This window comes from Wolbachia endosymbiont (group A) of Dendrolimus pini, from assembly GCF_964026835.1.
GTDB classification, from domain to species: Bacteria; Pseudomonadota; Alphaproteobacteria; order Rickettsiales; family Anaplasmataceae; genus Wolbachia; species Wolbachia pipientis.
Map to the genome: position 1 here is coordinate 1,304,645 of NZ_OZ034702.1, position 17,523 is coordinate 1,322,167.

Genomic DNA, 17,523 nt, shown 5'->3' on the forward strand with positions numbered 1-17,523 from the left:
AACAGATACGATAAATTAGCTTTAGGTAAGCTATAAGCTTTTATGAAATCTTTGGGTGCGTGCTGTGAAGTTTTATAAATTTTAGTCTTGCTGTCACTTTGTATAAAGGTATTTTTTCACTCACATCTTTCGAAGTTGTAGCCATGTTTAACAACTTTAAGTAGAATATTGTAGCATTTTGAAAATCTGAAAGTTTATCTAGAATAACAGCTAAATTATAAGTATAAAAAATATTGTTTTCATCGAGGGAAATAGCAGTTATCATATACTCTTTACCTTTTACATAATCCTCCTTTTTCATATAGATCAGACCTAAATTTGCTAATAAAGGAGCATAATTTTTATGTATATCATACAATTTTAACATTTCACTCAACGCCAGATCAGGATCATATTGTGAGATTATCGTCAGAAAATTTTTTAATATGTAAGGGTTACTAGGGTGTTCTTTTAACAGTCTTGTGTAAATCTCTACAGCTTTTTTGTATTCTTTATTAGCGTAATAAATATTTCCCAATCCAATTAAAGCATTTTTATGATAAGGAAACTTTGCAATGATCTGATTAAGGAGAGAAATAGCTGTTTCATTATCTCCTGATTCAAAGGAATCTTTTGCTTTTTTTAAAGTAGAGTATATGTCAAAACTCTTGCCAGAATTCTGCGCAATTTTGATGTTAAATTTATCACTTTTTCTCTCAATAACATCAAGATCTTTATATTTTTTATCAGCTTTTATATGCTTGACAACACTATCAAAGGCCTTCTGTATCTCCAAATTTTCACTAGCATAGGTAACAGAAGACCTCCATAAAATCACAACGCAAATTAACATGCAGATAAACATAGGTCCTAGTGTTGTGGCATTGGCTGCAGCGTGTAACCAGTAAACCTTATTTCTTTGAGCTATATGCAACACATTACAAATTCATAAATGCTAAATTACCTATCTCATACAATAATAAAGATATTATTAATTAGCGGGACGAACATGCTGTGTAGCCTTTCAGAATGCATTTATCTTTTGTCTTCCATATTTCGCTTTATTTCCACAAAAATGCTTCGATTTATCTTAACATTTTGTCAACTACCTTTATAGGAATGACAATTTAAAAGGGCATTTTTACATATTCCATATGGCTGCCAGTTGCACCCCTCACATGCGTACTCGAATTTCTCTAAAGACATTTTCTCCCTAATCTTTTCTACCGCTTCACTCCAGGTCAAAGTCTCGCCAATTTTAATTCCTAAAATTTCCATATGCCTTCTATCTAGCTCTAAAACTTTAGCTTGTGTGGTGCATTTACCTTGTTTAGTCTGATTTGGACAAGCACTACAGATATTATCAAGGTTACCAACTACTTCGATTTGAGTACTAATTACTTTGCTTGCTATCCTTTTATAATTTTCTACAAAACCCTGAGAATACCCATATCCCCGAAACGCGAGGGTGCACATGAAATGATGAGGGCGGAATTTTATCATTTTTTCAAATATTGCAAAGCTGCTACAAGTAGAAAAATTTTTACCAAACCAGGAAGGATAAATGGCAAAACACCCACCATTATTGCTTGTCTCAGACCCAAGTAAACAGCAAGCCAACTAACACCACAAATAAAGATTATAACTGTACCAGCCAGACAACTTAAAGAATTACACACAAATGATTTATACTTAGAGTTCAGTAATTCATTTACTTTGCTCATTACCATAACGGCAGCTAAACAGCCAATTAAATATCCACCTGTTGGTCCGAGAAAAATGTGATAACCACCAGAAAAATTCGCAAGAACAGGCAATCCTGCTGCACCAAGTGATAGATATGTAAGCACAGAATAAAATGCTGTTCTGCGGTTAAATTTAAGCCCAATAAGCATTACTCCTAAAGTTTGCAATGTGATAGGCACAGGCTGCAATGGTATGCTTATTTGAGCCATCAAGAATAAAAGTAAAATGCAAGACAATATTTCAGCCAGTGTTGATCTGCTGCTAGATTGTGTTATAAACATACCTTCCCAATAAAAATAACTTATTAAATGTAATATATGTGTATGAGAGGTTTTGCAATTTAAATTTTGCTTATATTGTGCTACAATGAATTATTTATGCACTATTAAATTAAAAATGATGAGTAAACAAGATCTATTATCGTTGATGAAAGCAAGACACAGCGGACGTTCATACGATCCTACAAGAGCAATATCTCAGGAAGACATGGATATTTTAATGGAAGCTGTAAGGCTGACTCCCTCATGTTTTGGTGATGAACCCTGGAGATACGTAATATGCAACAAACAGAACAATCAAAGCGCATGGGAAAAGCTGCTAAATTGCCTTGATGAATCTAATCAAAAATGGGCAAAAGATGCACAAGTGTTAATCATATCTTTAAGTGCTAAAAACTTCCGTAAACAAGGTAAAGGAGAAAATCTTTGGGCTAATCATGATACTGGTGCAGCAAATTATGGACTTATGTTACAAGCTGCAGTTATGAACTTAATGGCCCATCAAATGGGTGGATTTGATAGAGATAAAATAGTGAAAGAGTTCAATATACCCAATGACTTTAACGTAATGTCAGTGATAGCGGTTGGTTACGAAGAAGAGGGCGCTGAAACAAGTAAGAAAAAAAGGAGACCAATAGAAGAAATGTTTTTTTATGATGAGTGGCCAAGGTCCTGAAAATTTTATCAAAATGCACGGCACTGGTAACAACTTCGTTATCATAGACTCACGTTCAACAAACAATTTAGACTGGAACCATAGACAAATTGCTGATCAAAGCAGTTGTGATCAAGTGATAATTATAACAATGTCTAATGCTGCAGACTGTTTTATGCATATCTATAATGCTGATGGCAGTCGAGCTGAAATGTGCGGAAACGCAGCACGCTGTGTTGGATATTTGATAATGTCAGAAAAAGGTACTGAGTATATCACTATTGAGCTGGTAAACAAACGCATTTTAGAGTGTTTTAAAGTGGGTGATAAATCCATAAAGGTTAACATGGGCAAACCTTTGCTAAAATGGCATGAAATTCCCTTGTCTACTGAGTGTGACACTCTTCACTTACCTATAGAGCTTGAAATGCTAAAAGATCCTGTTGCAGTAAATATTGGTAATCCTCACATAGTTTTTTTTGTTGATAACGTAAATGAAATACCATTGCAAAGTTTAGGATCAAAGTTGGAAAGTCACGTATTATTTCCTCAGAAAATTAATATTAGTATTGCACAAGTTGAAAAGTCTGGAGAAATAGCTTTAAGAGTTTGGGAAAGAGGTACAGGCATTACTGCATCATGCGGTAGTGCAGCCTGTGCAGCACTTGTTACATCCACACTACGTGGATATCTGACTGTCCAACAGACTTCAGTAAATTTACCAGGAGGGAAGTTATTAATCGAATGGGCAAATAACGTATTCATGACCGGTGATATAGGGTTTTTGTGACCCTAATTCTAGTGATGCATTACTTCCAATACCTTCTTACCAATTACTGCAGGGGTTTCAGCAATTGCAATCCCGGCACTCCGCATAACTTCTAGTTTTGCACCAGCACTTCCACCGCTGGAAGAGATGATTGCTCCAGCGTGTCCCATACGTCTTCCTGGAGGTGCCGTTTGGCCTGCTACAAAACCAACGATTGGCTTTTTAGTTTTTTCTGTTTTCACAAAATGTGATACATCTTCTTCTTCGTTTCCACCTATTTCACCAATAACTACAATACCATGAGTATCGTTATCTTTTAAAAAGAGCTCCATACAGTCAACAAATGTCATACCATGAACTGGATCCCCCCCAATTCCGATACATGTGGATTGACCAAGACCAACAGCAGTTGTTTGTGCTACTGCTTCGTAAGTTAAAGTTCCAGAGCGAGACATAATTCCTATGTGTCCACGCTTATGGATATGGCCAGGCATAATTCCTATTTTGCACTCTTCAGGCGTAATAATTCCCGGGCAGTTGGGACCAATCAATCGACTTTTTGAATCAACAAGCGCGCGCTTAACTTTCACCATATCAAGTATAGGAATGCCCTCTGTAATACAAACTATCAATTCTATTTTTGCATCTATTGCTTCAAGTATTGCAGCAGCAGCAAATTTAGCAGGTACATATATAACTGTAGCATTTGCACCGGTTTTTTCTTTGGCTTCTGCTACAGTATTAAAAACCGGTAAACTAAGGTGAGTGCTACCACCCTTTCCAGGAGTTACACCGCCAACCATTTTCGTTCCGTAATCAATTGCTTGCTCTGAATGAAATGTGCCTTGTGCACCAGTAAAACCCTGGCATATTAATCTTGTATCTTTGTTTACTAAAACGGACATGCTTTATTTTACCTCTTTTACTATCTTTTGTGCAGCATCACCCAGTTCATCTGCAGCAATAATATTTAATCCCGACTCTTCTAAAATTTTTTTTCCTTCTTCAAAATTAGTACCTGATAATCTAACCACTAGAGGAACTTTAATGCTCATTTCTTTTGCAGCAGCAACAATTCCACTTGCAATAATATCGCAACGCATTATACCACCAAATATGTTAACCAGAATTCCTTTTACGTTGCTATCAGACAATATAATTTTAAATGCTTCAGTTACAGTTTCTTTACTCGCTCCACCACCAACATCCAAAAAGTTAGCAGGCTCTGCTCCGTAGTATTTTATTATATCCATTGTTGCCATAGCAAGACCTGCACCGTTTACCATGCAACCAATACTGCCATCCATTTTGATGTAACTGAGCCCATATTTTGAAGCCTCTATCTCTTCTTTCACTTCTTCATCATAATCACGAAGTTCCATAATTTCTGGGTGACGATATAAAGCATTGTCATCGAAATTAATTTTCGCATCGAGCGCAATAAAATCTCCAGAATTTGTTTCAACCAGTGGATTAATTTCAATTTGGCTCGCGTCAGTTGCAATAAACGCATCATATATTTTTTTTGCAATGTTCGATATCTTTTCTATTTGTTCTGGACTCAAATCAAAACTGCTGCTTAACTTGCTGCTATCAAAACTTGTAGCAGAATCAATATCAAATTTCACAATTTTTGCAGGAGAATTTTTCGCCACTTCTTCAATGTCCATTCCACCTTCTGAGGAAAATATGAATATTGGCCTACTGAGCTTCGGGTCGATTACCAGGCTTAAATAATACTCTTTCTTAATGCTTGAGCCTTCTTCAACGTACACTTTTCTTACTTGCTGCCCGCTTGGCCCTGTTTGATGAGTAACTAAAGTCATACCAATCATGTCCTTTACAAACTGTTGAGCTTCTTCAACTGACTTTGCTAGCTTTACGCCACCGGCTTTACCCCTACCACCTGCATGAATTTGAGCTTTAACTACAAACACGTCAGATTTTAATTGACTTACTTGAGTCTTTACTTCTTCTGCAGATGTAGCAACAAAACCTTTTGGCACTGGGACATTAAATTTATGCAAAACTTCTTTCGCTTGATATTCGTGAATATTCATAAAATAACCAATGATAAACTATTAACTTGAGTACAAACTACCAACCATAACGTTGCCTTCTGCACTCTTGTTGGTACCTCTTTTTTTTAGCTTCAGCTTTCTTTTTAGCTCTTTTTTCTGATTTTTTTTCATGATATTGTTTTTTCATTTTCAACCCTCTTCCTTCCTTTTGAATTGTTTTTTTCAATACTGGAAGAGCTCTGTCTACATCACCATAATGGACTGATACTTCTATCAAACTCTATACCTCCTTCGGTAATCATTTCAAAATCTATTTATAAATTAGAAAATTAACATTGTCAATTATTTTATAAACTTGAGCGTTAAAATGTAATATGCCATAATTTACATGGTGAATAATGTCATTCCAGTGTCAGCTACTTGCTTACTGATGGAGATTACTCTTATGTTACAGCGTTCTTACAATTATACTAACATCGGGGCGGAGAGATTTGAACTCCCGACCCTTTGGTCCCAAACCAAATGCGCTACCAGGCTGCGCTACGCCCCGACTTCTTTACTCAGAGTATCAATAACTCAGGCAAAATGCAAGATTCATTTGTTTACTTTAGAAAAAATATAATATGAGATTTAATATTATCTTAGAATATGTTTTTTATTAGCTCCTCTTTAACAACAGACTGCTTCGTAGAAAGTCTACAGGGTTTTTGTGCGCGCAACACTGAACCAGATTTCTTTATCTTAGCCATATTTAAAAATCTAGCTACACCAATTGGTGAAAGTTAGTGCAGCAACCACAGCGGTATCGACTCTTAAAATTCTTTTTCCTAGACTCAATTTTTGACAAAACTTATCGGCAAGATCAAGTTCATAAGATGAAAAACCACCTTCAGGGCCAACAATAATAGCAACATTTTTCTTACCTTTCAGCACTTTATCAGCTTTACCTGTTTCATCACATAAAACAAAATTTTTACTCTGGGAATCAGGTAATTCGCAAAAGTTAATAGGAGGCAAAATCTCTGGTATACTCATCCTACCGGATTGTTCCGCTGCTTCGATTGCTTGTAATTTTGCTCTACTTAGTTTAATGTTTTTTACTACTGTACGTTCCGTTGAAATAAATTGAATGCAAGTTATTCCCATTTCAGTTGCCTGTCTTACTATGTTGTTCAAAGCAGCACTTTTTACCATGGCACAATACAGGTATAAATTTCCCTCATATTGCTGTTGTTTGGCACATTCTTTGAGTGTAATTTTTGTCAATTTACGCGATATATTAACTACTTCTCCTAACCATTCTCCATCTTTTCCATTAAAAAGAGAGAGATTATCATACTTCTTAAGCCGCATTACATTGCAAATATAGTGACTTTGTTGTGGATTAAGTGCTAAACTCACGCCTTGTGATAAAGCTTCTTCAACATAAAGCCTAATTTTTCCCATTTAAAACTTTAATTATATTCTATTTGAGTGACTCTTACGGGATTTGAACCCGTGTTACCACCGTGAAAGGGTGGTGTCCTAACCACTAGACGAAAGAGTCAACTTGAATCTAACTAGGTTATATCGATTACATATATAAAGTCAATTCAATTATTTTGAATCACATAGTTAGAGGGATATATCAGTAATCTTATATCGACAGCCTCCTATTACTCCATGCTCAATACTCACTGAACCTATCTCAGATTTAGGAGCTAATTCTAATTGTTGTTCAACTTTTGTATCGGAATCATAGCCAGAATCGTAGCCAGAATCTCTACGCTCATATTTCTGCCTTATTTCTTCTACACTAAAGCCAGCCTTGGTCTTAATTTTTTGATCATTAGTCTGTTGCTGACTTATCGACTTATTAGCACTTAGCTCATTTAGCTTCACTTGCCAATCATTCACTTTATCTTGCACTAACCCATGGCAAGTTCCAGAATTAGCTTTTATGTCTTTTGCTTTTCTTTCTGCTCTTTTCTTGGACAAATCTACCCTAGCATAAATAGGTTCTGACGACTGTTCTGGCTCTTTCTGTTTTAGGCTAGCAGGCTTTTTTTGTTCTGAAAGATCATCTATAGTGCAATAAATAGGTTCTTCTGATATACTCAAATAACCACTATCTTCCAATGATAAATTTTCAGTGGATTTTTTATGTGAATCATATATTTCAGCATAAATAGATTCTTCTGATACACTCAAATAACCATTCTCCCCTAATGAGTTACTAACCTTAGCATCATACACCTCAGCGTAAATTGGCTCTTTTGAAGGCAAAGCATCATAATTAGTGCTCTTTGGCTTATACTCAAAAGTTCTAGGAGGTTTTTGAGGTGGTATTACATTGTTGTTCACCTCAGCGTACATAGTTATTGGCTCATATTCAGAGGTTCTAGGAGGTTTTTGTTGTATAGCTTCAACATTCAAATCATCTGTAGAATAATACTCTGCGCCTTTTCCTAGGCAGTGTCGACATTTATTTTAACCAAAGATAAATGCCAGCAATGTGAACAAAAGACAGAAAAGCTATGGCCAATTTGTCGTAGCGTGTAGCAACTCTGCGGAAGTGCTTGATTTTGTTGAACATCCTTTCGATTAAGTTTCTCTCTTTATACAATTCTTTGTCATATTCTCTTGGTGTTTTTCTGTTGGAACGCGGTGGGATTACTGGCTCAGCATTTACAGCTTCTGCAGCCTCAATCATATAATTTGCGTCATACCCTTTATCGGCAATAAGTGCCTCCATGTTCTTGCCTTCTATCAGGTCTAAAGCTTTTACGTAATCCGATCTTTGCCCTGCAGTAACAAAGAATCTCAGTGGGTTGCCCAAAGCATCACAAGCAGCGTGTAATTTGCTTGAAAATCCTCCTTTGCACCGTCCCAGCTCTTGTTCTTGTCTACCAGTTTCCACATTTTTTTCTTGCACCAGCAGCATGTTGATGTGCCCTGATTATTGTTGAGTCTATCATGAGCCACTCTGTGTCTCCATTAACAGCTAATGTGTTGAAAATCATCTGCCAAACACCAGATTTTGCCCACCTTATAAAACGTTTATGTACACTTGACCATTTTCCATACTCAGCCGGCAATGCTCTCCATGTTGCTCCTGTTCTACCTATCCACATTATTGCAGCTACGAATCTCCTGTTATCTTTTGCGCTTCTTCCTCTATCTCCTTCCTTACCTGGCAGACTGTTTTTTATTCTCTCCCATTGCTCATCTTTTAAATCATATAGCATTCTCTTTACCTATTAATAAAGAGTACTCTATATCACTATTTTTTTATGTCGACAAGACCTAGATATGCATCTAATTCTGGCCTAAAATCATCCCCTCCTGCTGATATAAATTCACCTGCTGAAACATTTTCCACGTCCCAAGTATTCTTATTCACTACCCTTGTAATTTCCGCTGCCAGTGACCTTACAACCACCGAGGAATCCTCGACTGTTCCATCAACTATCACTCTTGCCTCAAATCTTGCTCTTAGTGCTAATTCCTCTGTTCCCGGATCTTTCCCTGGTTCTAAACTTGCAAGCTCTACAAACACTGCTGGCGCTATTATTTCCCGACGTACCGTTCTATACACTTCACATGTCTGTATTGCTGGTATCTCTTCCCTGAGCTTATTACAGATTGCCTGATGTAAATTTCCCCAGAACATTATTTCATATAACTCATTTGCTGATCAAAATACTTCTCAAATACTCTTTCTACTTCATTATCAACTAACTCTTTCATTGTTTCCCGAGCATGAGTGTTTATTTTAATTTCATCTATTGGCAAAGACGTGGTATACCTTCTTTTGAATATTCCTATATGACCATTTTTCATTGTTGCTATAAATGCTCCTTCATACGTACGGCTTCCTACTTTTGCTCCTATCTTTGTCTGTTTTATACTCCCAAGTTTTACTACTCCTATCCACTGCGAACTAAGCTTTATTATAGACCACAAACGCTTTCTATTTGCTTTATCCACACTTAACTTTTTTCTCATTGCTTTTTTTGGTATTTGTTTTTCTTCGCTAACTTGTTTGACAGTTTGCGATCTTACCCATAGTGCTGTTTTGTTTAATGCCCTCACCGTCGCTTTTTCCACTTTTTTCCTTTCAGCATCTATACTTTGTATTACCTTTTCAATACTACCGGTGACTTCGATGTTAATACGCATCTACACCCCTGATGCTTGAATTTTCCACAATATTCCTGAATTATCCCTAAGTGGTGGTGAATATACTTTGTACTTACGCTTACCAATAATAAAGATATCTCCTACTACTGGCTGCAATACATCGAATATACTCACCTCGAGAAAAACCATCTCCCCTACAAATTGTCCTTCACCGATACCATAGAGTTTGTCTGGTTGCTGTTTTAATATCTGCACCATGTACGACTTATCCTTTGACTCATACAAAGCTTGCTGCCCTAAATGTGTAAAACAATCTTTCAATAATCTCTTAATATTTCCTTGCATGTCTTCTTTTTATGTATTAACTTTTACTTCGAGCAGAGCAGCTTTTTCATACCTCTTTTCTTGTAGTTGCTCTGCCCACAAAAACCATTTTACCTCTTTATGCAATAAACTTGAAAGGCACACAAAGTGGCTATATTGGTAGGAGGAAAGTCATTCTTTCCTTTTTGGCTCCTCTATGCTGCAACGATTTTTGTTAATATCCTCGGACGGTGGCACATCGGTAAAGGGTTTGATTGGGTATGAAGGTCAGTCCCTCTATCAAATCTTCTTGGCTCTTGTTTTGCATACAATGGCTGACCAAGGGTATTCACCGTCTCATTAAAGTCCGCTGGCGCAAAGTAAGTAGTAAATGTGCTTGCTGTACCAAGTGGAAAACAGTGTCCTGTGTCTTTTTCTATAAACCTTCTCACATTTCCTTCAGGGTCGGTTGCTTGCCCTCTGTACTCCTCAAATGTTATTCCACAGAACGTAAATCCTGACCTCATGTCGTTCCGGAGTGCTTCTCCTTCTTGCCATCTCTCATATGCCTCTTTTACTTTGGCATGCGAAGTTAGTGCATCAAAAAACTCTGGACTTACCAGCGCATGAATCCCGGTCATGTATTCACCACTTAAGTTGTCCTCAACATGCCTCAATACTTCCAGACACTTACGCTTGACATCGGTGGTTGCTGTTCCCAGCGCAAAATTTACTACTTTTGGCGTAATTTCAAATTCGTTGTAGAGGTTTAATAACTCTGACCCATCTGCGTCTAAAATTATTCCTTTGAGCGCCCCCATTCGCAAATGTTCTAACGTTATCGCGTGCTTGTTTCTCATCAATTCCAGATGATCTGTTACCACGTTAGCCAATGCTTTCAGTTCATTCTCTGACCCAAATGCCCTTATTCCTTGCACTTCCTCAGGTAACACTACGTCATCATGGGGAATATGTGGTATCGTAAATGTTCTTATTTTTCGTTTTCCGCGTTTTCCCACTGTTGCTGGTGCTCCGGGAACTTGCGTTGGTAATAAACTCAATACTCCGTTTTGCTCTTCTATCGTAATATGTCGAAATCTTACCGATCTACTTGGAAATAAATTTAAGCTTTCTGTTCGACCATAATTTATCGGCAATATGTTTATTGCTTTAGTTAATTCCGTCATACTAAATGCTGGATTTGTAAATGGATTTTGCATGTTTTTCCCCTTTAGTGTTTTAAGTTGGTTTTGCTCTTCAGTTGAGCAGTTTTAAACTTCCTTACGAATGATGATGCCCCGTGCTTCAAGTTGCTTGATTGCTGCAGCTTTTTGCTCTTCAGTGATATTTGTTGGCCACACAACCGCATGATCAGCTAGCATTGCTATACGAGTAATGATTACTGCTTTGGTGGTTTCCGTTGCGTTTACATCGCTTGTTATCACACCTATTGCTGTTTGCGTGCCATCTGTAGCCGCTAAGTTTATAATTTTAATTAGATCATCTTTATCACGACCAACAACCGCACCAAGTTTAAGGTTTTGCCCCTTTGCTACTGTTATTTGGTCTCTTGAATATAGGTTTGATGCCTCATACTTTAATAGGTCACCAAGGTTATTTTGTTCAGTTATACAACTCATAAATGTTTCTCCTTAATTGTTTTACCGCCGCTTTTGTTAGTGTTATATACGGCGGTTATAAGATTTGTTTACCGCGGTGTTTAAAGTTGCTATACGTCGCGGTAAAAACTTTATAATTGGCTATTCTGGCGGACCGCGGCATTTGTAATTGCTGGTACCTAAATTTCTCAAATGCCAGATTGCGCTCGAGTTCTTGCTACCTGCATCATTAAATCTTCTGATGAACTTTGTGGTATTGTGCTCAGTATCTCTGTCTTCTTCGTTCTCTCCGCCAGTATCGACATTAATATCTCTTGGGCTTGTTTTGCGTTTACATCCTGCTCAATAAATTCTCCTATCTTCTCTGGCATCTTTGACAAATTACACAATCTTATTACCTCTAATACTTCCTTGCGGCACCTCTCATAACCTATTCGTTTTGATTCTTCCATTAACTCATCAGCATCGATGGTGTGGCCCTTATAGTTAAATTCAGCTTTACTCATATTGTTTCTCCTATCTATAAATTCAGAATATGTTATCACTTCATCAGCAAGTCCAATCTCTATTGCTTTCTCACCAAAATATAGCCCTGCTTCCGTTGATTTGATTTTTTCCGTGGAAAGATTCCTATTTCTTGCTACAAGCTCGACAAACATCTCATATAGGCGGTCTACTTCATCTTGTAAGCTTTCCACACTTTCTGATGTTATCGGCTCATGCGGATTTAAATCGTTCTTTCGACTTCCAGCAAAAACAGTTGTATATTTTATCCCTTGCTTTTCATCAAATCCACTTTGATCAATGTGACTTGCTATTACTCCTATGCTTCCAACTCCCGATGTTCTGCTTACATACACCTTTTCAGCGCTAGAAGCTATAGCGTACGCAGCAGAGTAAGCATCATCATTTGCTATCGCCACAATCCTCTTTTTTGTCCTTGCTTCGTAAATAAAGTCCGAAAGGTCGAATAAACCGTTTACTTCTCCTCCGGGGCTGTCTATGTCCAAAATTATTGTTTCTACTTCTTCATCTATTAAAGCTTTTTCTATCTCTTCACGTATCTTCTCATACGATGTCATCCCCAAAATATCGTCAAAAGCCTCTGAATTCTTCGTCAAGATTCCATGTACTTTTATTCCCCTTTCATTATTTCTTACTGCATGTTTTATGTTTTTAAAAATCGGCTGCTTTCCTGCTTGTAATGACAATAGATCAAAACTTCTTTGCTCCATCATTACCGGTCTGTTCAGCCACATTGCTTGTTGTTTCATGTCATTTCCGCAAAACTACTGTTATCTAAGTGAGGAAAGTCGCCTCTCCCCACTCGACTTCAGAACCGGACTTGATAGTTTGCCCATCATCCGGCTCCTCTGTAATTTGGTGCTTGTCACGCATACTTTTATGTAATTGATCATGACAATGCCCGTGCAACAATGACAAGTTTTTTATCATATTGTTTCTTTTATTCCGGTCTTTATGATGAACTTCTAAAATATCATCATTCTTAAACCAGAGTTGACAATGATTGCACTGACCATGTTGCAGCTTCAATAAATTTATTACTCTTGTTGATTTGTCTGGTACTTTCTTTAGACGATTTCCCCAATATACCCAATCACCATCGTATGGGGATTTGGTTCCAACTACTTTGATATGCCGTTTTATAGCATGACCTCTGTGTTTGATAAGATTCATTTTATTTGTCATAAACACCCAATTGTCATTGATGTACCTTCCAAAGTATTTCTTCTTTATCCAGCATCTTCCTTTGTTTGAATGTCTACGAGCTGCCCAGTTCCAAATCTTTCTGAACATGATACTATCCAGTAATTCAAAGATCTTGCTCGAAACTACAGAAGTATAATATTGACACCATCCTCTAATAATTAGATTGAGATCCCTTATTATAGCTTCTTGTGGTGCTCCTCGCATTTCTCTGAGTTTCTTTTTGATAGTCCATGCATGTCGTTTTATAGAATCGCGACTTGGTTTGATAATTGGTTTGAATGACATCTTATTTTGTTTTGTCGGGTACTGTCGTATAGTAAAGCCTAGAAAATCAAAACCTGGTCTCTGTCCATTTATTGATCTGAGCGTGTGGGAGATTTTTGTCTTTGAAGGTTTCAGTTCTAATCCAACAGTTTTTAACCACTTTTCGATTAAATCCTTTGCCTTGAGTATTATCTCTTCACTCTCGTGTAAAACAATAAAGTCATCAGCGTAAAAAATTACACTTAGAGATTGCCTTGTCCACTGTTGCGACACTGTGCTATACTTTCTCTTTCTGTACTGAAAGAGTTCATCGCTCAGTTCTGCCTTAATATATTGTTCCAAACCATTTAGTGCTATACATGCCAGTAATGGAGAAATTGTTCCACCTTGAATTGTACCGCACCTAGTTGGGTAAAATATTCTATTTTCCATCACCCCTGCTCTCAACCATCCTTTTATAATTCTTTTCAAAGTTGGTGTGGTATTAAGTTTTTCCAGCAATGCGTGATGGTTTATATTATCAAAGCACCCAGAAATGTCAGCATCCAACACAAATGCCGTTTTCTTAATAAGTGTTTGAAATATAGCTTCAATGGCATCATGACATGATCTACCAGGTCTAAAGCCGTAAACGTTTGGCTCAAACTTTGCCTCCCATTCCGGTTCTAGTGTCATTTTAACAAGTGTTTGTTTTGCTCGACACGATATAGTGGGAATACCGAGCGGGCGATACTCCGACGGTCTACCAGGTTTTGGAATCCAGACCCGTCTTGATGGTTTTGCTTTTTTTCTTATATCTAAAGAATATGCTACTTGTAACCTTTCTTTCTGATTAAGATTCGCTTTTCCATCAATACCTGCAGTCTTTTTCCCTCTGTTATCCTGAGTCACTCTCCTAACAGCTAGCATTCTTGCACTTGTTGATTTTAGTAATAATCTCTGAAGATTATGCATCTTTTTGATATCCTTACATTTAGAAGCTCGATAAATTCGTTTTTGTAGCTTAAATGAAGATTTCTCTAGCTTGCGCCAAGGAATTTCATTCCATTCATACCTGACTTTTTGTCGGTTCATAACATATTCACTACTACTCATAACTTTACCTTCCAAACTACAGTGTCCACGTCTGCATATCCTAGACATTACTCTAGGCATTAGCTTCTTGGACAATCCTTCCACAATGAAAGCTTGCGGTTGGCTACCTTCTTAGTTACTCCTTAAAATAAGGGACAATAAGAGCTTTCATGTAGTTACTCCGTTTCATGATTACCGTTTCTCGTTGTACTTAGGTTCCTACTATCTGCCGGAAGTTTAAGAACATCTAAATCAGGCGTACACCACCCTAATTCCTCATTCACTTCTCACCTTTTGGTCTATGCGTATCAACCCCTTTTCGCATATTCTCTGTAACGACAGTTCTATCATAGGTTTCTTTCGTAACCATATACAACCTGTTCAGGGGGATTTGTTATAAGGTTTAACATTACCCCTTTTTGTTTCATGCTTGCACTATCAAAAGTTGCCACCTCTTGAAGTGTGAAACATACTTTTACCCCGATGTCTGGGGAGAAGGAATTTAACCTTCCCAGTAATCACGACTTTCGGATCGCACTTGTACATCAGAATCAAAACTTAATCCCAATTCACTCGCACGTCTTTGATCTTCGGCAATTTCTTGGTCTATTTCTTCTACATCATAACCCAGCTCTGAAACCACCTCTGACCTACTTTTAAACCCATTTCTTACCCCCATTTGCTGTGCTTGCTGGTCTTTCAGTGGATCTACCCAATCAAACCCTTGCGCTATCCATTTTACCTTTTTTGCCCCTTTTTCACTTATGTCTAATTCTCCAGATAGTATTGCTAATTCTAACCATCTACACCATACTGGCCGGCAAAACTGAAATACTACCACGTTATGCTGTAACATTGCACACCTCCGGCGAAACTCTATTAACCCTGCTCGTATCGATGAATAATTGACACCACTTAGATCTCCTGTTAGCTGCTCGTAAGTTATTCCCATGCCTACTGCTATTGCTCTGAGCTGCTGTTTCATGAATGCTTCATAACTTCCCCCAACGTCTGATGGTTCCGAGAACTTAATATCTTCTCCGGGATCAAGTAATTGCATAGTTCCAGGTTCTAAACCAGATAATGCTACCCCTTGCTCATTGCTTTCCCCTTCTCCCATGATGTTTGCCTCAGGATCAAGTCTCGTAATAAACCCAGCAAACATCGCTGCAGTCTTTTTTCTGACTAATTCCGCATCATCATATTGATCTAGTTCATAGAGCTTTAACAGTACACTGGACAACCACGGTACTCCTCGAATCTGCCCGGGCCTCTGTAGTCTATAGATATGTAAAACATCATTTGCTGGTACTCTAACTGACTCTCCAAATGATCCTTCACCCGGATGTTCTCGAAATAGGTAATACGCTTCTCTTTGCCCAAGTCGGTTAAATTCAATCCCGTTTCTTATTACATTACCATTTGCTAAAGTTTGATTGCTCTTATTGTCTAAATGCTCTGATTCAAGTACTTGCAGTTGCAACGGCACACAAAGACCATCTTCTCGTTTTCTTGTTCGAAGTCTTACAAAACATTCTCCTCCTTCTATCATGCTCCTACAAACCAAAGCTTGTAATCCATAAAAATCACTTACTCCGCTACTGTCTGCTTCATCTGTCCATCTCAGCCATAATTCTTGCACTTTTTTCCGAAATTCTGCATCTTTCGCCTTTGACTGCGGTTTTATTCCTGTCCCAACGCAATTACTCACTATCGTATCGATGATGTTTGCTGCATAGGAGTTCTTTCTCACCATATCTCGAGATCGACTACGCAAAGTTTCAAGACTGTGAGAGAGTAAGCTATTTATACTTCCTGACTCTGGTTGAAAGTGCAATAATCTTCTTCCTGAGCCTGACGCATCCCATGCTGAACCTTTAGGCTTTGGTGGTTTGCGGAATAATTGTTTGAATGATTTTAGTAGCATTACTTTTCCTTGTCTGAAACTTTTGATAATTCAGCTTCCAACTCTTCTATTGTTGGCAGAGCTGTTTTTACCTCTTCTGGTAGATTTTCAGTGATTTGATACTCTGCTAACCCTATTGGCTTGTTCATGTCACGTAATGCATACTCGGCTACAACTCCAACTTTAGAGCGATAGAGGATAAGACCAATAGATTGATTATCACCTGGCTGTCTTAATAAATCATCAACTGCTGAAAGGTAAAAATTCATCTTTCCAGTGTATTCTGGCTTGAATTTCCCTGCTTTTAGTTCAATTACAATATAGCAACGAAGCTTAACGTGGTAAAAGAGCAAATCCAAATAGAAATCTCTATCTTCAACCTGTAAATGGTACTGCCTTCCTAAAAATGCAAACCCTTCACCAAGTTCTAAAAGGAAACGTTCTATGTGAGCTACAAGAGCTTTTTCTACTTCCCTTTCATGCGCTTTTTTACCAAGACTCAAAAAATCAAATACGTAAGGATTTTTAAGCGTTTGCTGTGCTAAATCTGATTGAGGCGATGTAAGCTTATTCCTAAAGTTTGTTATTGCTTTACCTTCACGTTTATACAAATTTGTTTCAATTTGCATCGACAAGATATTACGAGACCAGCCGTGTTCACGCGACTTTTTAGCATACCAAAATCTTTCTTCTTTGTTTTTAATTTCGTACATTATTACGATATTGTGACCCCAAGGTAATTGGTCAACAGCTTGTTGACGAATTTCGTTTTCGCTATATTCTTCCGCAAACCTTCTCATATACTTTAGATTTTGAATGCTAAACCCCTTCATATCAGGAAAAGCATCTCGCAAATCTTTACTTAGTTGTTCAATAACTTTCGCTCCCCAGCCATATTCTTTTTGCCGTTTTAAGATTTCTGTACCAGTATAATGATAAAGCAAAATAAGCTTACTATTAACCGCAAGTGCTGCTTTGTAACGATTAGTAGCAATATAACCTTTCAACTGCTCTAAAAATTCTGTATATTCTTTTCCTATAATTTTTGTCATAGCG

Annotated in this window: 17 protein-coding genes, 2 tRNA genes and 3 pseudogenes; 2 read left to right on the forward strand and 20 right to left on the reverse strand. The window is 37.5% G+C overall.

What is annotated here, in order from left to right; translation table 11 throughout:
* Positions 1 to 40 precede the first annotated feature (40 nt).
* From AAGD66_RS06480 to AAGD66_RS06490, 3 genes are all read right to left on the reverse strand, one after another.
* Entirely contained in the window at positions 41 to 916 is an 876-nt protein-coding gene (locus AAGD66_RS06480; protein ID WP_007548480.1) for a tetratricopeptide repeat protein, read from the reverse strand.
* Positions 917 to 1,080: 164 nt separating this feature from the next.
* Positions 1,081 to 1,482, reverse strand: a complete 402-nt coding sequence (locus AAGD66_RS06485) for a DUF1284 domain-containing protein (RefSeq protein WP_174515668.1) — start codon at positions 1,480 to 1,482, stop codon at positions 1,081 to 1,083.
* Complete coding sequence (locus AAGD66_RS06490) at positions 1,479 to 2,006, reverse strand: biotin transporter BioY (protein WP_264723819.1); 528 nt, start codon at positions 2,004 to 2,006, stop codon at positions 1,479 to 1,481. The genes AAGD66_RS06485 and AAGD66_RS06490 overlap by 4 nt, the downstream gene beginning before the upstream one ends.
* 85 nt (positions 2,007 to 2,091) lie before the next feature.
* On the opposite strand from AAGD66_RS06490, the gene AAGD66_RS06495 reads away from it, so the two are divergent.
* The gene (locus tag AAGD66_RS06495) at positions 2,092 to 2,679 is read left to right on the forward strand and encodes a nitroreductase family protein (protein ID WP_151807513.1); all 588 of its coding nucleotides are present in this window, start codon (positions 2,092 to 2,094) and stop codon (positions 2,677 to 2,679) included.
* On the forward strand, positions 2,660 to 3,448 hold the full coding sequence (gene dapF / locus AAGD66_RS06500; RefSeq protein WP_179951353.1) for a diaminopimelate epimerase: 789 nt from the start codon (positions 2,660 to 2,662) through the stop codon (positions 3,446 to 3,448). Before AAGD66_RS06495 ends, dapF begins: the two co-directional genes overlap by 20 nt.
* A gap of 8 nt (positions 3,449 to 3,456) precedes the next feature.
* Here dapF and sucD read toward each other — a convergent pair whose 3' ends face one another.
* The 17 genes and pseudogenes from sucD to AAGD66_RS06585 form a co-directional block, all read right to left on the reverse strand.
* Positions 3,457 to 4,332 carry a succinate--CoA ligase subunit alpha gene (gene sucD, locus AAGD66_RS06505; protein ID WP_264723818.1) on the reverse strand — a complete coding sequence of 292 codons (876 nt, stop codon included), beginning with the start codon at positions 4,330 to 4,332 and terminating at the stop codon, positions 3,457 to 3,459.
* Between the two features lie 3 nt (positions 4,333 to 4,335).
* Positions 4,336 to 5,487, reverse strand: a complete 1,152-nt coding sequence (gene sucC, locus AAGD66_RS06510) for an ADP-forming succinate--CoA ligase subunit beta (RefSeq protein WP_015589445.1) — start codon at positions 5,485 to 5,487, stop codon at positions 4,336 to 4,338.
* 37 nt (positions 5,488 to 5,524) lie between these two features.
* Positions 5,525 to 5,725: a 30S ribosomal protein S21 gene (rpsU, locus tag AAGD66_RS06515; RefSeq protein ID WP_006279819.1), complete on the reverse strand. Its 201-nt coding sequence runs from the start codon at positions 5,723 to 5,725 to the stop codon at positions 5,525 to 5,527.
* A 199-nt stretch (positions 5,726 to 5,924) separates the two neighbouring features.
* Positions 5,925 to 5,998: transfer RNA gene (locus AAGD66_RS06520), tRNA-Pro, on the reverse strand.
* A 209-nt stretch (positions 5,999 to 6,207) separates the two neighbouring features.
* Entirely contained in the window at positions 6,208 to 6,894 is a 687-nt protein-coding gene (locus tag AAGD66_RS06525) for a 16S rRNA (uracil(1498)-N(3))-methyltransferase (RefSeq protein WP_341814459.1), read from the reverse strand.
* A gap of 28 nt (positions 6,895 to 6,922) precedes the next feature.
* A tRNA-Glu gene (locus AAGD66_RS06530) sits at positions 6,923 to 6,994 on the reverse strand.
* A gap of 68 nt (positions 6,995 to 7,062) precedes the next feature.
* Positions 7,063 to 7,899: pseudogene (locus tag AAGD66_RS06535) on the reverse strand (hypothetical protein); the annotation flags it as partial.
* Positions 7,900 to 7,912: 13 nt separating this feature from the next.
* Positions 7,913 to 8,675 (reverse strand): annotated as a pseudogene (locus AAGD66_RS06540) (IS5 family transposase).
* Positions 8,676 to 8,734: 59 nt separating this feature from the next.
* Positions 8,735 to 9,100 (reverse strand): annotated as a pseudogene (locus AAGD66_RS06545) (hypothetical protein); the annotation flags it as partial.
* Positions 9,100 to 9,609 carry a phage tail protein gene (locus AAGD66_RS06550; RefSeq protein WP_265041215.1) on the reverse strand — a complete coding sequence of 170 codons (510 nt, stop codon included), beginning with the start codon at positions 9,607 to 9,609 and terminating at the stop codon, positions 9,100 to 9,102. The pseudogene AAGD66_RS06545 and the gene AAGD66_RS06550, both read right to left, overlap by 1 nt.
* Positions 9,610 to 9,915 carry a hypothetical protein gene (locus AAGD66_RS06555; RefSeq protein WP_264724213.1) on the reverse strand — a complete coding sequence of 102 codons (306 nt, stop codon included), beginning with the start codon at positions 9,913 to 9,915 and terminating at the stop codon, positions 9,610 to 9,612.
* Between the two features lie 173 nt (positions 9,916 to 10,088).
* The gene (locus tag AAGD66_RS06560; RefSeq protein ID WP_264724214.1) at positions 10,089 to 11,093 is read right to left on the reverse strand and encodes a major capsid protein; all 1,005 of its coding nucleotides are present in this window, start codon (positions 11,091 to 11,093) and stop codon (positions 10,089 to 10,091) included.
* Between the two features lie 51 nt (positions 11,094 to 11,144).
* On the reverse strand, positions 11,145 to 11,513 hold the full coding sequence (locus AAGD66_RS06565) for a head decoration protein (RefSeq protein WP_264724215.1): 369 nt from the start codon (positions 11,511 to 11,513) through the stop codon (positions 11,145 to 11,147).
* 167 nt (positions 11,514 to 11,680) lie between these two features.
* The gene (locus AAGD66_RS06570; protein ID WP_264724216.1) at positions 11,681 to 12,766 is read right to left on the reverse strand and encodes a S49 family peptidase; all 1,086 of its coding nucleotides are present in this window, start codon (positions 12,764 to 12,766) and stop codon (positions 11,681 to 11,683) included.
* A gap of 25 nt (positions 12,767 to 12,791) precedes the next feature.
* A complete protein-coding gene (ltrA, locus tag AAGD66_RS06575) occupies positions 12,792 to 14,582 on the reverse strand; it encodes a group II intron reverse transcriptase/maturase (protein WP_264724217.1) in 1,791 nt (596 codons plus the stop codon).
* 481 nt (positions 14,583 to 15,063) lie between these two features.
* Positions 15,064 to 16,488 (reverse strand): phage portal protein, encoded by a 1,425-nt coding sequence (locus tag AAGD66_RS06580; protein WP_341814461.1) that lies wholly within the window; start codon positions 16,486 to 16,488, stop codon positions 15,064 to 15,066.
* Positions 16,488 to 17,519, reverse strand: coding sequence for a YhcG family protein (locus AAGD66_RS06585; RefSeq protein ID WP_264374238.1), 1,032 nt, complete (start codon positions 17,517 to 17,519; stop codon positions 16,488 to 16,490). Before AAGD66_RS06585 ends, AAGD66_RS06580 begins: the two co-directional genes overlap by 1 nt.
* Positions 17,520 to 17,523: the final 4 nt, after the last annotated feature.

Excerpts from the sequence above, each read along its gene's own strand:
- dapF (WP_179951353.1), top strand. The coding sequence starts at position 2,660 with ATGAGTGGCCAAGGTCCTGAAAATTTTATCAAAATGCACGGCACTGGT.
- ltrA (WP_264724217.1), bottom strand. The coding sequence starts at position 14,582 with ATGAGTAGTAGTGAATATGTTATGAACCGACAAAAAGTCAGGTATGAA.
- AAGD66_RS06565 (WP_264724215.1), bottom strand. The coding sequence starts at position 11,513 with ATGAGTTGTATAACTGAACAAAATAACCTTGGTGACCTATTAAAGTAT.
- AAGD66_RS06550 (WP_265041215.1), bottom strand. The coding sequence starts at position 9,609 with ATGCGTATTAACATCGAAGTCACCGGTAGTATTGAAAAGGTAATACAA.
- AAGD66_RS06490 (WP_264723819.1), bottom strand. The coding sequence starts at position 2,006 with ATGTTTATAACACAATCTAGCAGCAGATCAACACTGGCTGAAATATTG.
- AAGD66_RS06495 (WP_151807513.1), top strand. The coding sequence starts at position 2,092 with ATGAATTATTTATGCACTATTAAATTAAAAATGATGAGTAAACAAGAT.
- sucD (WP_264723818.1), bottom strand. The coding sequence starts at position 4,332 with ATGTCCGTTTTAGTAAACAAAGATACAAGATTAATATGCCAGGGTTTT.
- AAGD66_RS06585 (WP_264374238.1), bottom strand. The coding sequence starts at position 17,519 with ATGACAAAAATTATAGGAAAAGAATATACAGAATTTTTAGAGCAGTTG.
- sucC (WP_015589445.1), bottom strand. The coding sequence starts at position 5,487 with ATGAATATTCACGAATATCAAGCGAAAGAAGTTTTGCATAAATTTAAT.
- AAGD66_RS06485 (WP_174515668.1), bottom strand. The coding sequence starts at position 1,482 with ATGATAAAATTCCGCCCTCATCATTTCATGTGCACCCTCGCGTTTCGG.
- AAGD66_RS06580 (WP_341814461.1), bottom strand. The coding sequence starts at position 16,488 with ATGCTACTAAAATCATTCAAACAATTATTCCGCAAACCACCAAAGCCT.
- AAGD66_RS06560 (WP_264724214.1), bottom strand. The coding sequence starts at position 11,093 with ATGCAAAATCCATTTACAAATCCAGCATTTAGTATGACGGAATTAACT.
- AAGD66_RS06525 (WP_341814459.1), bottom strand. The coding sequence starts at position 6,894 with ATGGGAAAAATTAGGCTTTATGTTGAAGAAGCTTTATCACAAGGCGTG.
- AAGD66_RS06570 (WP_264724216.1), bottom strand. The coding sequence starts at position 12,766 with ATGAAACAACAAGCAATGTGGCTGAACAGACCGGTAATGATGGAGCAA.
- AAGD66_RS06555 (WP_264724213.1), bottom strand. The coding sequence starts at position 9,915 with ATGCAAGGAAATATTAAGAGATTATTGAAAGATTGTTTTACACATTTA.